We start from the raw sequence: 14,946 nt of genomic DNA on the forward strand, positions 1-14,946 counted from the left end.
GCAGGACTATGCCTTGGAACAAGCTGAAGAAAGAGGATTAGAACGTGGCCTTGAACGTGGCCGCACAGAGGGCCTTGAACAGGGACTGGAGCGTGGAAAAATTGAAGGAAAACTCTTTGCTTTCCTAGATATGGTTCACCAAGGCCTTCTGACTTCAGAGATTGCCAGTCAGCAGTTGGGTATGACTGTCTCTGAATTTGAAGAACTATTGAAAGAGCATCACAAATAAGAACTAAAAAAATACAGAGAAACCAGCAAAGACGAGGTTCGCAAGCCATGGTTGGAGTTTTTCGGGAATAAGCCCTTTACTCAACAACCCGAGCGAGCCATCAGTCAGGCAGATCAATTGCTGGACTATAAGAGCTGGTCTGAGGAGGACAGGAAGATGTTTAGTCAACTACGTATGCGTGAAGAACAAGCGTTATTGGCTCAGGATTATACCTTAGAAACTGCTAGGGCAGAAGGTATTGAAAAAGGTATCGAACAAGGTTTAGAACGTGGTATTGAACAGGGACTGGAACGTGGTAAAGTTGAAGGAAGAGTTTTTGCTTTTCTAGATATGGTTCGCCAAGGTCTTTTGCCTTCTGAGGTTGCGAGTGAGCAATTGGGCATGTCAGTAGCTGAGTTTGAGTCACTATTGAAAGACCATCATAAATAAGACCTAAAAATACAAAGAAACCAGCAAAGACGAGGTTCGCAAGCCGTGGTTGGAGTTTTTCGGGAACAAACCCTTTACCCAGCAACCTGAGCGAGCCATCAGCCAAGCAGACCAACTGCTGGACTACAAGAGCTGGTCTGAGGAGGAAAAGAAGATGTTTAGTCAACTACGTATGCGTGAAGAACAAGCCTTGTTAGCGCAGGACTATGCCTTGGAACAAGCTGAAGAAAGAGGATTAGAACGTGGCCTTGAACGTGGTCGTGAACAAGGACGAGAAGAAGGCATTGAAGAGGGATTAAAAGTAGGTTTAGTAAATCTAGTACGTCAAGGTCTTCTAACACCTGAGGTTGCGAGTGAGCAATTGGGCATGTCAGTAGCTGAGTTTGAGTCACTATTGAAAGACCATCATAAATAAGACCTAAAAATACAAAGAAACCAGCAAAGACGAGGTTCGCAAGCCGTGGTTGGAGTTTTTTGGTAATAAGCCCTTTACCCAGCAACCTGAGCGAGCCATCAGCCAAGCAGACCAACTGCTAGACTACAAGAGCTGGTCCGAGGAGGACAGGAAAATGTTTAGTGAACAGCGCAGGCGTGAAGAACAAGCCTTGTTAGCACAGGATTATGCCTTGGAACAAGCTGAGGAAAAGGGCTTAGAGCGTGGTCTTGAACGTGGTCGTGCAGAAGGTATTGAACAGGGACTGGAGCGTGGTAAAGTTGAAGGAAGTTTGTCTATGCTACTAAATCTCGTTCGCCAAGGTCTCCTGAGTTCAGAGGTTGCCAGTCAGCAATTGGGAATGACCGTCGCTGAATTTGAGGCTTTATTATGAGTTCAATCTTTATATAGTAGAAAGTTAATGAAATGGCGAGTTAATTCCAAAATACTTGCCATTTTTGCTTGACATTTGATAGGGGTTATAGGATAATACCATAGAAGTGAGTTCTATCTAACTATCTATGTGGATTAGATATGCGAGGTTTGACTCAAGGTTTAAGAAATTTGTGAGATTTTCACTTGGAAGATACGGTATTTGAAGGGGATTTCATCTCACAAAGGCGTTTTTTTACCCTTTTTTGAAAAAATAGGTGGAAAGTTTAAAAAATTGAAGAAAACCCTTGACAAATCCTGCAAATATTTATATACTGTATGGTAGTAAGATAGTCTTACGAAAAAATATTTTAAAGAAAAACAAAGGAGATAAAACGATGAAAAAAGTTTTATTGACAAGCGCAGTCGCTCTTGCAGCATTTGGTGCTGCACAAGTTGTATCAGCAGATGATACAGCAACTCACAGTGAGGCTAATGTTCAAACATTGCCAACTGCTAAACCTGCAGAAACTGCTAAACCTGCAGAAACTGCTAAACCTGCAGCTGATGAGAGAACAGAACCAGATGCAACAGTTTCTAAACTCTTTGAAGAAGCAGCAGAAGCAGCTAAACGTGGAGAAGAAGCAAGTGATAAAGTTAATACTACTCAAAATGGTGCTTTGACTATTGATGATATTAAAGCTTACCTTGCTTCTCAACAATCTGATAATCAAAGAGTTGTTACCGATAGATATGTTAAAGTTTATGATAAAGAAGGTAATGAACTAAAATTTGATGGTAAAGCAGTTGAGATTAAGTATGAAAAATCAGCTAAAAGTACTGTTGAAGTTAAAACTAAACGTGGAACATATAAATTAACAGTTCGAGTACAAAATGGTAAAGCAACCCTTTTGGAAATTCCTCAACTAGTAGCTTCTGCTGAAAAACCAGCTGCTCAAGCAGCATGGGTTCAATCAGGTTCTCGCTGGTGGTACAAACACGCTGATGGTTCTTACACAACTAACGGTTGGGAAAAAATCAACGGAACTTGGTACTACTTTGACCAAGCTGGTTGGATGGCAACTGGTTGGGTTAAAGACAATGGAACTTGGTACTATCTAGATGCTTCAGGTGCAATGCAAACTGGTTGGAAATATGTAGGTAGCCACTGGTACTACCTAAATGGTTCAGGTGCATTACTTGTAAATACAACTACTCCTGACGGTTACACTGTAAACGGAAATGGTGAGTTAGTATAATACTAATAAATAAACAAAGACTAGGAGTAAAATCTCCTAGTTTTTTGTTGGCTCTTTGTCAACTGTAGTGGGTTGAGTTTTGTCTATATCACTGGCTGGCAAAAGATTGATGGTAAGACCTACTACTTTGAAACTGATGGAGTAATGAAAAAAGGCTTACTAACCTTAGGGGATAAACAATACTACCTAAATGAAAAAGATGGTATTTTGACACCCAATATTGCTGTAATTGATGGTAAAAAATTCTTTATTGATAATGAGGGAAATCGCTCTGTTGGATGGAAGAAAATTGACGGTGACTGGTATTATTTAAACGATTTAGGTGCCATGATAACTGGCTGGAAACTTATAAATGGTAGTTGGTACCATCTCGACAGTTTAGGTAAAATGAGTACTAGATGGATAAAAGAAAATGGTACATGGTATTATCTAGATGGCTTAGGTGCTATGCAGACAGGTTGGAAACTTGTAGATGGTAAGTGGTATTATCTTAATGATTCAGGTGCTATGAAAACTGGCTGGTTCCAAGTTGGAGGTAAATGGTACTATTCATACCCATCAGGAGCTTTGGCGGTGAATACAACTATCGATGGTTACACAGTAAATGCTAACGGTGAGTGGATGTAGTTTGAATTTGTTTGATTTTTAGCTTAGTTTTTTATTGGTAAGTTTGTTTATATAGTTAATTGAATTTAGAATGGTATAATATGACTTCTAAAGCATTATTAGAAATTTGACTTGAATTTTCCAATTAATTTGTTCATATTTTATTTCAATCTACTATAATTATGGTCTTATTTATAGACTATGTGATTGTCTAGTTGAAATTATATAGAGAAAATATCTGGGAATATGATATAATAGTAGTTACATAGAAAATGAATGAGATAATATTATGACTAGAGAAAAAGAGTTTAAAACTATAAATGAACAGATTAGTATTCAAAAAAACAGGAACTTAAAAATTTCTGACGAACTACAGATGGAGAGCTTTATCCAACAGAAAAATTATTTTAATTCCATAAATGGCTTTGAAACTCTTTTTTTGTTAACTTCAAATCCTAAAAAGTATATGTCTAGAGTATATTTTAAGGATATTAAAAGAATATATGTATTGGATAGAAATATTGCTAAATACCTATTTCAAGAAATTGAAAAGATTGAGATTGAATTAAAGTCTAGAATTGCCTATGAATTTGCAAGAGAACATTGTAGTAGTGGTATTGAGTCTAATTTAAACTATTTGGATATCAATTTCTATGAACTTCCGACTCTACATAATCAGAATTCTTTTACAGATTATTTCTATACTTCTGGGAAGGATAGAAAAACACATATTTTTTTCAGAACTCATAATATTTCTGCTAGAATTAAGAATGCAAGATTTACGGGTAATGTACAACGGTCAAGTACTTATAATGGAGCAATATTTTATAATTTAGAAGGTATTTTTGAAGGCACTATTGATGACCTTAAAATAAATATTTACAGGGGAAAATTCTCAATAAAAGATAATAATACTCCTAGTGATATCTCTGGATTAGATGGTTGTACAGATGTGTCAGTCCAGATTAGCAACTTAGAAGGAAGATTTTTTGACTTATCTTATGCAGACTATTGTAAAATGAAATATCCATATATTTCTAGCTATAAGAATCCACCACTTTGGGTTATTATTGATACATTAATGCTCAATGATTTATTAATTTTATTTCAGGGATTGGGAGTGAAAATACAAAATAGAATTATGAGTGAAATGGGCTTTGATTCGTCGGCTAGCGGTAGTCGTGAAAAATTTATTAACGCTTGTGAAATATTGCGTGAATTAAGAAATGAATTAGCACATTTTAGTCTCATAACAAGATATAGAACAGGAAATAAAATTCTGATAAATAGTCTTTTTATCTCTGAGTTATCACTTACTCCTAAGACTAACAATAGAGTTCTAAAATTTTATCAAAGTTTAAAAATTTTAAATTATTTTAATAATTTTTCTCTTAAAAAAATAGATCGCTCCATCAGACTATACTGTTTAAAAAATATCTTTTTATTTAAATTTGATATTATTAAAAATTTTTTCAAAAGAATTGGAAAATAAGTATTGCTAAAAGATACCATTTGTGATAAAATAAATTGTATTATGTTTTAGAGCCACGACGGCGTGAAATCCTTGAAAGAGGTTTTCAAAAGTCAATAAGGGGGAAGTTTTGTAACTTCTCTCTATTTTTTATATATTATCTAGTGGAACGAAAAAATTTAAAATATAGTGTATTGAAATAAGATATGAACAAATCTATTAGGGAAGTCAAATTAATTTCTAGACATGTTTTAGAGTCCGTATCGTACTATTCTAAGTTTAATCCACTATATTATGCGTTTTATTGTTGGAAGATTGACTTTATTTTCTCATCAAACTGAGTTTTTGCCCAGCTTCTAAATAGCTCAGGTGCCCTGGCTGTCAGCACTACAATCAATGGTTACACAGTAAATGTAAACGGTGAGTGGGTGTAGTTTGAATTTATTTATGTCACTAGGAGATTTTTAGCTTAGTTTTTTATAGCAGATACTTGCTAAGATAATACCGCAGTTAAATAATTAATATCTCTAGGTGTTCTTCCATTTGTGAAATGTAAAATTTAATTAGTTAAAAATATGAAAGAGAGGGACGCTTTGCCTTCTCTTTTGTCGTGTAGAATTCTGTGAGTGCTTTGTTGGATAGTAGAAAATAAAAAGTGAACAGGATAGTATTTTAGTCCTGTTCACTTTTATGTTATTAGTGATTGTATGGTCTTACAAGAGCTCCTCAAACTCAGCGACAGTCATGCCTAGCTGCTCACTTGCAACCTCGGAAGTCAGAAGACCTTGACGAACGAGATTTACTAGACCTACTTTTAATCCCTCTTCGACACCCTCTGCTCGTCCTCGTTCCAGTCCTTGTTCAATCCCCTCAGCATGGCCACGTTCAAGGCCACGCTCTAGACCTTGTTTGATACCCTCCGCCCTAGCAGTTTCCAAGGCATAGTCATGAGCGAGTAAGGCTTGTTCTTCACGTCTGCGTTGTTCACTAAACATTTTCCTGTCCTCCTCGGACCAGCTCTTGTAGTCTAGCAGTTGGTCTGCTTGGCTGATGGCTCGCTCTGGTTCTTGGGTAAAGGGTTTATTCCCGAAAAACTCCAACCACGGCTTGCGAACCTCGTCTTTGCTGGTTTCTCTGTATTTTTTTAGTTCTTATTTGTGATGCTCTTTCAATAGTTCTTCAAACTCAGAGACTGTCATTCCCAGCTGCTGGCTGGCAACCTCGGAAGTCAGAAGACCTTGACGGACTAGATTTACTAGACCTACTTTTAATCCCTCTTCGATACCCTCTGCTCGTCCTCGTTCCAGTCCTCGTTCCAGTCCTTGTTCAATCCCCTCAGCACGGCCACGTTCAAGGCCACGCTCAAGGCCACGCTCTAGACCTTGTTCGATACCCTCCGCCCTAGCAGTTTCCAAGGCATAGTCATGAGCGAGTAAGGCTTGTTCTTCACGTCTGCGTTGTTCACTAAACATTTTCCTGTCCTCCTCGGACCAGCTCTTGTAGTCCAGCAGTTGGTCTGCCTGGCTGATGGCTCGCTCAGGTTGCTGGGTAAAGGGTTTATTCCCGAAAAACTCCAACCACGGTTTGCGAATGCTGTCTTTGCTGGTTTCTCTATATTTTTTTAATTCCAAGAATGCCATCTTGACTAGATGGTGTTCCTGTCCATTGTTTGTGATAGTTAAGACCTCACCTGTCGTATCCTCTCGCATGCTAAAGCTATGAAAAGCTAGGTCATCTGAGAAATAATTGCTATCCACAATAGCGATTGCGTAAACTGGTGCGATGTGTTTGTAACTCTGGTGTGTACCACCTTCTCGTTGGCGAATTTTTTCTAGGTTTTGATTGACCTGACTACATAGATAAGCCCACAAACGATTAATGAAAAAATTCTGATGATGAACTTGAATTTCGATGATAACTTGTGTGCCGTTGTCCAACTCCGCCAAAACGTCTATACTGGTATAGAAATCCTGAGCCGAGTAAGGCAGGGATGGCAAGACATGAATGTTACTTCCCTCCAAAATGGTTACATTTTTGGCTGGTAAATCCAACATATCGCGAATAAATTGACAAGTGATTTCTGGATTGCTAAAGATTTTCTTAGCAACCAAATCATTGGTCGGGCTAATGCCCGGATGACGTACAGTCATATTTCTTCTCCTTTCATTATAGCACATTTTTAAATCTAGGTTTACTAGATTCTATGCTTCTATCTATTTATTCGGAAAAAGTTTGAAAAATACTTGCTCTGGCTCTTTCCAATGGTATTTTTCCCTGCTTTCCTTTATAATGGGTGTATGGATAAGAAAAAATTATTATTGATTGATGGGTCTTCTGTTGCTTTTCGGGCGTTTTTTGCGCTCTATCAGCAGTTGGACCGTTTTAAGAATGCGGCTGGTTTGCATACCAATGCGATTTATGGCTTTCAGTTGATGTTGAGCCATTTGTTGGAGCGGGTTGAGCCGAGTCATATTTTGGTGGCTTTTGATGCGGGAAAGACGACCTTCCGTACAGAGATGTATGCGGACTATAAGGGTGGTCGGGCCAAGACTCCTGATGAGTTTCGTGAGCAATTTCCTTTCATTCGTGAGTTGTTGGATCATATGGGAATTCGTCACTATGAGTTGGCTCAGTATGAGGCGGATGACATTATTGGGACACTGGATAAACTAGCAGAGCAGGATGGTTTTGATATTACCATTGTCAGTGGGGACAAGGATTTGATTCAGCTGACGGATGAGCATACGGTGGTTGAGATTTCCAAGAAAGGTGTGGCTGAGTTTGAGGCCTTTACGCCAGAATATCTTATGGAAAAGATGGGCATTACACCGACTCAGTTTATCGATCTTAAGGCGCTTATGGGAGATAAGTCGGATAATATTCCTGGGGTGACCAAAATTGGCGAAAAGACTGGTATCAAGCTCTTGCTGGAGCATGGTTCGCTTGAGGGGATTTATGAAAATATCGATGGTATGAAGGCTTCTAAGATGAAGGAAAATCTCATCAATGATAAGGAACAGGCCTTTTTGTCTAAAACACTGGCGACCATTGATACCAAGGCACCGATTGAGATTGGTTTGAAGGATTTGGTCTATAGTGGTCCAGATGTGGAAAATCTTGGGAAATTCTACGATGAGATGGGCTTCAAACAGCTTAAGCAGGCTTTAAATGTGTCTTCAGCTGATGTGGCTGAGAGTTTGGACTTTACTATCGTTGACCAAGTCAGTCAAGACATGCTGAGTGAAGAGTCTATCTTCCATTTTGAGCTTTTTGGTGAGAATTACCATACGGATGATTTGGTTGGTTTTGCCTGGTCTTGTGGCGATAAGCTCTATGCTACAGATAAGCTTGAGCTTTTGCAAGATCCGATTTTCAAGGACTTTTTAGAAAAAACACCTCTGAGAGTTTATGACTTTAAGAAGGCTAAAGTTCTCTTGCATCGTTTGGGTGTGAATTTGCAGGCGCCTGCTTTTGACAGTCGCTTGGCTAAATACCTCCTTTCGACTGTGGAGGACAATGAAATTGCGACCATCGCTAGTCTTTACGGTCAGACTTACTTGGTCGATGATGAGACTTTCTATGGTAAGGGTGTCAAGAGAGCCATTCCTGTACGTGAGAAATTCTTAGAACACTTGGCGCGTAAGCTTGCTGTTTTGGTTGAAACAGAGCCTATTTTGCTTGAAAAACTCAGTGAAAATGGGCAATTAGAGCTTCTCTATGACATGGAGCAACCTCTGGCTTTTGTCCTTGCTAAAATGGAAATTGCTGGGATTAGGGTCAAGAAAGAAACCTTACTTGAGATGCAGGCTGAAAATGAGTTTGTTATTGAAAAACTGACTCAAGAGATTTACGAACTGGCTGGTGAGGAGTTTAATATCAATTCTCCTAAGCAGTTGGGCGTCCTTCTCTTTGAAAAATTGGGTCTTCCTCTAGAATACACTAAGAAAACTAAAACGGGTTACTCGACAGCGGTTGATGTGTTGGAGCGTCTAGCTCCTATTGCTCCGATTGTTAAGAAAATTCTCGATTACCGTCAGATTGCTAAGATTCAATCGACTTATGTAATTGGCTTGCAGGACTGGATTTTGGCTGATGGCAAGATTCATACTCGCTATGTGCAGGATTTGACCCAGACTGGGCGTCTGTCTAGTGTGGATCCCAACCTGCAAAATATCCCTGTGCGTTTGGAGCAAGGTCGTCTCATTCGGAAGGCTTTTGTACCTGAGTGGGAGGATAGTGTCCTTCTCAGCTCCGACTATTCACAGATTGAATTGCGTGTTTTGGCGCATATTTCTAAGGATGAGCACTTGATTAAGGCTTTCCAAGAGGGGGCAGATATCCATACTTCGACAGCCATGCGGGTCTTTGGCATTGAGCGTCCTGAGGATGTGACTGCAAACGACCGTCGCAATGCCAAGGCTGTCAACTTTGGAGTGGTTTACGGGATTTCAGACTTTGGTTTGTCTAATAATCTGGGCATTAGCCGTAAGGAAGCCAAAGCCTACATTGATACCTACTTTGAACGCTTCCCAGGTATTAAAAACTACATGGATGAAGTGGTGCGTGAGGCGCGTGATAAGGGCTATGTGGAGACCCTCTTCAAGCGTCGTCGTGAGTTGCCAGATATCAATTCGCGCAACTTCAATATTCGTGGTTTTGCGGAGCGGACTGCTATCAACTCACCTATCCAGGGGTCGGCGGCAGATATTCTCAAGATTGCCATGATTCAGCTAGATAAAGCCTTGGTTGCAGGTGGTTATCAGACTAAGATGCTGTTACAAGTGCACGATGAAATCGTCCTTGAAGTTCTTAAATCTGAATTAGCAGAGATGAAAAAATTAGTCAAACAAACCATGGAAGAAGCCATTAAGCTCAGTGTTCCCCTCATCGCGGATGAAAATGAAGGGACAACCTGGTACGAGGCTAAATAAAAAGGGGGCTAGTCCTCCTTTTTTGTAGTAGAATTCTGCAAGCCTTTTCAAATTGTGCTATACTGATGAAAAAGGAGGATTTCTATGAGTCAAGAATTTATCAATCCAAGTGATGGCGTAATTCGTCAGTATCTAGCAACGAGTAAAACCCTTGCTGTGGTGGGTTTGTCAGACCGTGAGGAAACAACCAGCAATCGAGTGACCAAGGAAATGCAGTCTCGTGGTTATAAAATTATTCCAGTCAATCCCAAGGCGGCAGGTGGCGAAATCTTGGGTGAAAAGGCTTATGCCAGCCTTGCTGATATTCCTTTTCCTGTAGATATTGTCAATGTTTACCGTCGCAGTGAGTTTTTGCCAGATGTGGCGCTTGATTTTCTCAAGGCTGATGCTAAGATTTTTTGGGCACAGCTGGGACTTGAAAGTCTAGAAGCGGAAGAAATCTTGCGTGCTGGTGGATGTGATGATATCGTGATGAATCGTTGTATTAAGAGAGAACATACACGCTTGATTGAGGAAGCATAAGAAAAAGGTAGCTGGTGGGCTACCTTTTGTGTTATACTCAATGAAAATCAAAGAGCAAACTAGAAAACTAGCCGCAGGCTGCTCAAAGCACGGCTTTGAGGTTGTAGATAAGACTGACGAAGTCAGCTCAAAGCACGGCTTTGAGGTTGCAGATAAAACTGACGAAGTCAGCTCAAAGCACGGCTTTGAGGTTGCAGATAAAACTGACGAAGTCAGTAACCATACATACGGTAAGGCGACGTTGACGTGGTTTGAAGAGATTTTCGAAGAGTATTAGAAAATGCCGATAAGGGTCTGCATCCCGAGACTGGTGAGGATGATGGCAATCCAGCAGACGGCTCCGAGAACAATGGATTTTCCACTGGATTTGACCATAGCGACCAGATTAGTTTTGAGACCGATGGCACTCATGGCCATGATAATGAGGAATTTGGAAAGTTGTTTGAGAGGGGTAAAGAAACTACTGGACACACCAAGAGAGGTCAGAAGGGTGGTTAGGAGAGATGCAAGGATAAAGTAAAGGATAAAAAGTGGGAAGACTTTTTTCAGTTGCAATCCTTGTTTATTTTTTTGATCGCGACTTTGCCAGTAGGAGAGAAAGAGAGTGATGGGGATAATAGCCAGAGTCCGCGTAAGTTTGACAATAGTTGCTGATTCGAGGGTATTGGTCTGGTAGAGGCTGTCCCAGGCGCTGGCTGTGGCGGTTACAGAGGAGGTATCATTGACCGCAGTTCCTGCAAAGAGGGCGAAGCCTTCATTTGATAAGTGAAGCCAGCTTCCTAGAGTTGGAAAGATGAGTGCAGCCAAGACATTGAAGAAAAAGATAACGGAGATTGCTTGGGCTACTTCCTTTTCCTTGGCATGGATAACGGGTGCTGTTGCCGCAATGGCAGAACCACCACAGATTGAAGACCCCACTCCGATTAAGGTAGCCAGTTTTGTATCCAGTGCAAAGAAGCGCTGGAAGAGGTAGGCAACAATCAAGGCTATTGAAATGGTGGACAGGATGACAGGGAGCGAAGATTGCCCGACTGCGAAGATTTGCGAGATATTGAGACCAAAACCAAGCAAGATAACGGCATACTGGAGCAGTTTTTTAGAACTAAAGGTTAATCCAGCATCCAGTTGTTTATAAGGCGAGAGAAAGGAATGGAGAAGCATGCCTATGAAAATCGCAAAAACGGGCGCGCCAATGACAGGGAAGAATCCTCCTAAGTACCAAGATAGGATAGAAATGAGAAGGCAGGCCAAGATGCCTGCTCCATTTTTTGATAGAAATGACATAAAAACCTCCAAATAGAATCTGTTACCATTATAGACCTGTAAACAGGAAAAGTAAAATAGAAAGTGGGTCCTAATAATTATTTGACAAGTAGTGCTAATTATGTAATAATAATCTTACAAGAACTGTAACGAAGTCTTGGCAAAAACAAAAATACCAGAGCTCCACCTCTGGTATTTCTTTTTGTCCAGTTACATTAAAACTAAACTCAGGTTATATTTTTTTGTCGCGCTTATCTAACCACTTTCTGACTATCCACTCAGAAATGACATTACCGATAATAGTAATCAGTAACGGTGCTAGAATAACTGTAACGAAGATTAGCAAAAACTCACCTCCAAACTAAGTTCGTTAGTGGAGTTGCGACAAATTCATTTTAACATACTTCAATTTGTTATGCTAGCGTTATTCTATAATGTATTTTTGCGGTCGGGGGGCTTTTGTAGTATAATAGAGATACGTTTTGAAAGTAGGAGGTATCTATGGACTTAACTAAGCGCTTTAATAAACAGTTAGATAAGATTCAAGTTTCCTTGATTCGTCAGTTTGACCAGGCTATTTCGGAGATTCCTGGGGTTTTGCGTTTGACCTTGGGGGAACCTGATTTTACAACGCCAGATCATGTCAAGGAGGCGGCCAAGCGGGCGATTGACCAGAACCAATCCTACTATACAGGGATGAGTGGTCTGCTGACTTTACGTCAGGCAGCCAGTGACTTTGTTAAGGAAAAGTACCAACTGGACTATGCTCCTGAAAATGAAATCTTGGTTACAATTGGGGCGACAGAGGCATTGTCTGCTACTTTGACAGCTATTTTGGAAGAGGGAGACAAGGTGCTCTTGCCAGCTCCTGCCTATCCAGGTTATGAACCGATTGTCAATCTGGTTGGGGCAGAGGTTGTCGAGATTGACACAACTGAAAATGGGTTTGTCTTGACTCCTGAGATGTTGGAAAAGGCCATTTTGGAGCAAGGTGATAAGCTCAAGGCGGTTATTCTCAACTATCCAGCTAATCCGACAGGGATTACCTATAGTCGGGAGCAGTTGGAAGCCTTGGCAGCTGTTTTGCGTAAGTATGAGATTTTCGTTGTCTGTGATGAGGTTTACTCAGAATTGACCTACACAGGGGAAGCCCATGTGTCTCTAGGAACGATGCTGAGAGGTCAGGCTATTATCATCAATGGTTTGTCTAAATCGCATGCTATGACAGGTTGGCGTTTGGGTCTGATTTTTGCTCCTGCGGTCTTCACAGCCCAATTGATCAAGAGTCATCAGTACTTGGTCACTGCCGCAAATACCATGGCGCAACATGCTGCGGTAGAAGCATTGACGGCTGGTAAAAACGATGCGGAACCTATGAAGAAGGAATACATCCAGCGTCGAGATTATATTATCGAAAAGATGACTGCTCTTGGTTTTGAGATTATCAAACCAGACGGTGCCTTCTATATCTTTGCTAAGATTCCAGCGGGTTACAATCAAGACTCCTTTGCTTTTCTGAAGGATTTTGCTCAGAAGAAGGCAGTTGCCTTTATCCCTGGTGCAGCCTTTGGGCGTTATGGGGAAGGCTATGTTCGCCTATCTTATGCAGCCAGCATGGAAACGATCAAAGAAGCCATGAAACGACTTGAGGAGTACATGAGAGAAGCATGATTCAGTCAATCACGAGTCAAGGCTTGGTGCTCTACAATCGTAACTTTCGTGAGGATGACAAGTTAGTCAAGATTTTTACAGAGCAGGCTGGCAAGCGCATGTTTTTCGTCAAACACGCTGGTCAGTCTAAGCTAGCTCCTGTTATTCAGCCCTTGGTGTTGGCACGATTTCTCTTACGAATCAATGATGACGGGCTTAGCTACATTGAGGACTATCATGAGGTGATGACCTTTCCAAAGATTAATAGCGATCTCTTTGTCATGTCCTATGCGACCTATGTGGCAGCTCTTGCAGATGCGAGTTTGCAGGATAATCAGCAGGATGCTCCCTTGTTTGCTTTTTTGCAAAAGACTTTGGAGTTGATGGAAGCGGGCTTGGATTATCAGGTTTTGACCAATATTTTTGAGATTCAAATCTTGACTCGATTTGGAATCAGCCTCAATTTTAATGAGTGTGTCTTCTGCCATCGGGTCGGTCAGGCTTTTGACTTTTCTTTCAAATATGGAGCCTGCCTCTGTCCAGAGCATTATCATGAGGATGAGAGACGTTGCCATCTCAATCCCAATATCCCCTATCTGCTCAATCAATTTCAAGCCATTGATTTTGAGACCTTGGAGACCATTTCGCTCAAGACTGAAATCAAGCAAGAATTACGCCAATTTATGGATCAACTCTACGAAGAGTACGTTGGGATTCACCTAAAATCAAAGAAATTTATTGATTCCCTAGCAGAATGGGGTCAATTACTAAAAGAGGAAGACAAATGAAAAAAATCGCAGTAGATGCCATGGGGGGCGATTACGCACCTCAGGCCATCGTTGAGGGGGTCAATCAAGCCCTGGCTGACTTTTCAGATATTGAGGTTCAACTCTACGGAGATGAAAGCAAAATCAAGCAATATCTGACAGCGACAGAGCGCGTCAGCATTATCCATACGGATGAAAAGATTGATTCAGACGATGAACCTACGAGAGCTATTCGGAAGAAGAAAAATGCCAGCATGGTCTTGGCGGCCAAGGCTGTCAAAGAGGGGGAAGCAGATGCTGTTCTCTCAGCTGGGAATACAGGTGCCTTGTTGGCAGCTGGATTTTTCATTGTGGGTCGTATCAAGAACATCGACCGTCCTGGGCTTATGTCGACCTTGCCGACTGTAGATGGGAAGGGGTTTGATATGCTGGACCTCGGTGCCAATGCGGAGAATACAGCCCAGCACCTCTATCAATACGCGGTTCTAGGTTCCTTCTATGCTAAAAATGTTCGTGGCATTGCGCAACCACGTGTTGGCTTGCTTAACAATGGAACAGAGAGTAGTAAGGGGGACCCGCTTCGTAAGGAAACTTACGAATTACTAGCAGCGGATGAAAGTTTGAACTTTATCGGAAACGTGGAAGCGCGTGATTTGATGAATGGCGTTGCGGATGTTGTCGTGGCAGATGGTTTCACGGGAAACGCTGTGCTCAAATCCATTGAAGGGACAGCCATGGGAATCATGGGCTTGCTCAAGACAGCTATTACAGGTGGTGGTCTTCGAGCGAAACTAGGCGCCCTTCTTCTCAAGGACAGCCTGAGAGGTTTGAAAAAACAGCTCAACTATTCAGATGTTGGTGGAGCGGTCTTGTTTGGCGTCAAGGCACCTGTTGTCAAGACTCATGGCTCAAGCGATGCCAAGGCTGTTTATAGTACAATCCGCCAGATTCGTACCATGCTAGAAACAGACGTAGTTGCCCAGACTGCGCGTGAATTTTCAGGAGAATAAAAGA

11 protein-coding genes and 6 pseudogenes are annotated in these 14,946 nt (G+C 41.1%); 14 read left to right on the forward strand and 3 right to left on the reverse strand.

The window, feature by feature from the left end; all coding sequences use genetic code 11:
• The 8 genes and pseudogenes from CJ239_RS07285 to CJ239_RS07325 form a co-directional block, all read left to right on the forward strand.
• Positions 1-229, forward strand: a pseudogene (locus tag CJ239_RS07285) (hypothetical protein); the annotation flags it as partial.
• A pseudogene (locus CJ239_RS07290) lies at positions 230-658 on the forward strand (hypothetical protein); the annotation flags it as partial.
• Between the two features lie 7 nt (positions 659-665).
• Positions 666-1,073, forward strand: a pseudogene (locus tag CJ239_RS07300) (hypothetical protein); the annotation flags it as partial.
• Between the two features lie 7 nt (positions 1,074-1,080).
• A pseudogene (locus CJ239_RS07310) lies at positions 1,081-1,485 on the forward strand (hypothetical protein); the annotation flags it as partial.
• Between the two features lie 376 nt (positions 1,486-1,861).
• The gene (locus tag CJ239_RS12380) at positions 1,862-2,722 is read left to right on the forward strand and encodes a choline-binding protein (RefSeq protein WP_102211078.1); all 861 of its coding nucleotides are present in this window, start codon (positions 1,862-1,864) and stop codon (positions 2,720-2,722) included.
• A 72-nt stretch (positions 2,723-2,794) separates the two neighbouring features.
• Positions 2,795-2,914, forward strand: a pseudogene (locus tag CJ239_RS12430) (hypothetical protein); the annotation flags it as partial.
• A gap of 15 nt (positions 2,915-2,929) precedes the next feature.
• Complete coding sequence (locus tag CJ239_RS07320; protein WP_374703784.1) at positions 2,930-3,349, forward strand: hypothetical protein; 420 nt, start codon at positions 2,930-2,932, stop codon at positions 3,347-3,349.
• Between the two features lie 268 nt (positions 3,350-3,617).
• The gene (locus tag CJ239_RS07325; protein WP_102211079.1) at positions 3,618-4,820 is read left to right on the forward strand and encodes an Abi family protein; all 1,203 of its coding nucleotides are present in this window, start codon (positions 3,618-3,620) and stop codon (positions 4,818-4,820) included.
• A 692-nt stretch (positions 4,821-5,512) separates the two neighbouring features.
• Here CJ239_RS07325 and CJ239_RS07330 read toward each other — a convergent pair.
• Positions 5,513-5,950, reverse strand: a pseudogene (locus CJ239_RS07330) (hypothetical protein); the annotation flags it as partial.
• Positions 5,951-6,949: an Rpn family recombination-promoting nuclease/putative transposase gene (locus CJ239_RS07335; protein ID WP_102211081.1), complete on the reverse strand. Its 999-nt coding sequence runs from the start codon at positions 6,947-6,949 to the stop codon at positions 5,951-5,953. It abuts the pseudogene before it with no gap.
• A 147-nt stretch (positions 6,950-7,096) separates the two neighbouring features.
• On the opposite strand from CJ239_RS07335, the gene polA reads away from it, so the two are divergent.
• The 3 genes from polA (at position 7,097) to CJ239_RS12195 (ending at position 10,529) form a co-directional block, all read left to right on the forward strand.
• A complete protein-coding gene (gene polA / locus CJ239_RS07340; RefSeq protein WP_102211131.1) occupies positions 7,097-9,730 on the forward strand; it encodes a DNA polymerase I in 2,634 nt (877 codons plus the stop codon).
• An 84-nt stretch (positions 9,731-9,814) separates the two neighbouring features.
• Positions 9,815-10,252 carry a CoA-binding protein gene (locus tag CJ239_RS07345; RefSeq protein WP_102211082.1) on the forward strand — a complete coding sequence of 146 codons (438 nt, stop codon included), beginning with the start codon at positions 9,815-9,817 and terminating at the stop codon, positions 10,250-10,252.
• Positions 10,253-10,292: 40 nt separating this feature from the next.
• Positions 10,293-10,529 (forward strand): hypothetical protein, encoded by a 237-nt coding sequence (locus CJ239_RS12195; protein ID WP_102211132.1) that lies wholly within the window; start codon positions 10,293-10,295, stop codon positions 10,527-10,529.
• Here the strand turns inward: CJ239_RS12195 and CJ239_RS07355 are convergent.
• Entirely contained in the window at positions 10,526-11,536 is a 1,011-nt protein-coding gene (locus tag CJ239_RS07355; RefSeq protein ID WP_102211083.1) for a YeiH family protein, read from the reverse strand. The genes CJ239_RS12195 and CJ239_RS07355 overlap by 4 nt on opposite strands.
• Positions 11,537-12,016: 480 nt before the next feature.
• Between CJ239_RS07355 and CJ239_RS07360 the strand changes: the two genes are divergently transcribed.
• From CJ239_RS07360 to plsX, 3 genes are read left to right on the forward strand one after another with little or no spacing between them, the layout of a single operon-like run.
• On the forward strand, positions 12,017-13,186 hold the full coding sequence (locus tag CJ239_RS07360) for a pyridoxal phosphate-dependent aminotransferase (protein WP_102211084.1): 1,170 nt from the start codon (positions 12,017-12,019) through the stop codon (positions 13,184-13,186).
• Complete coding sequence (recO, locus tag CJ239_RS07365) at positions 13,183-13,953, forward strand: DNA repair protein RecO (protein WP_102211085.1); 771 nt, start codon at positions 13,183-13,185, stop codon at positions 13,951-13,953. The genes CJ239_RS07360 and recO overlap by 4 nt, the downstream gene beginning before the upstream one ends.
• Complete coding sequence (gene plsX / locus CJ239_RS07370) at positions 13,950-14,942, forward strand: phosphate acyltransferase PlsX (protein ID WP_102211086.1); 993 nt, start codon at positions 13,950-13,952, stop codon at positions 14,940-14,942. The genes recO and plsX overlap by 4 nt, the downstream gene beginning before the upstream one ends.
• Positions 14,943-14,946 lie beyond the last annotated feature (4 nt).

The sequence above is a fragment of the Streptococcus sp. UMB0029 genome, from assembly GCF_002871495.1.
Classification (GTDB): domain Bacteria; phylum Bacillota; class Bacilli; order Lactobacillales; family Streptococcaceae; genus Streptococcus.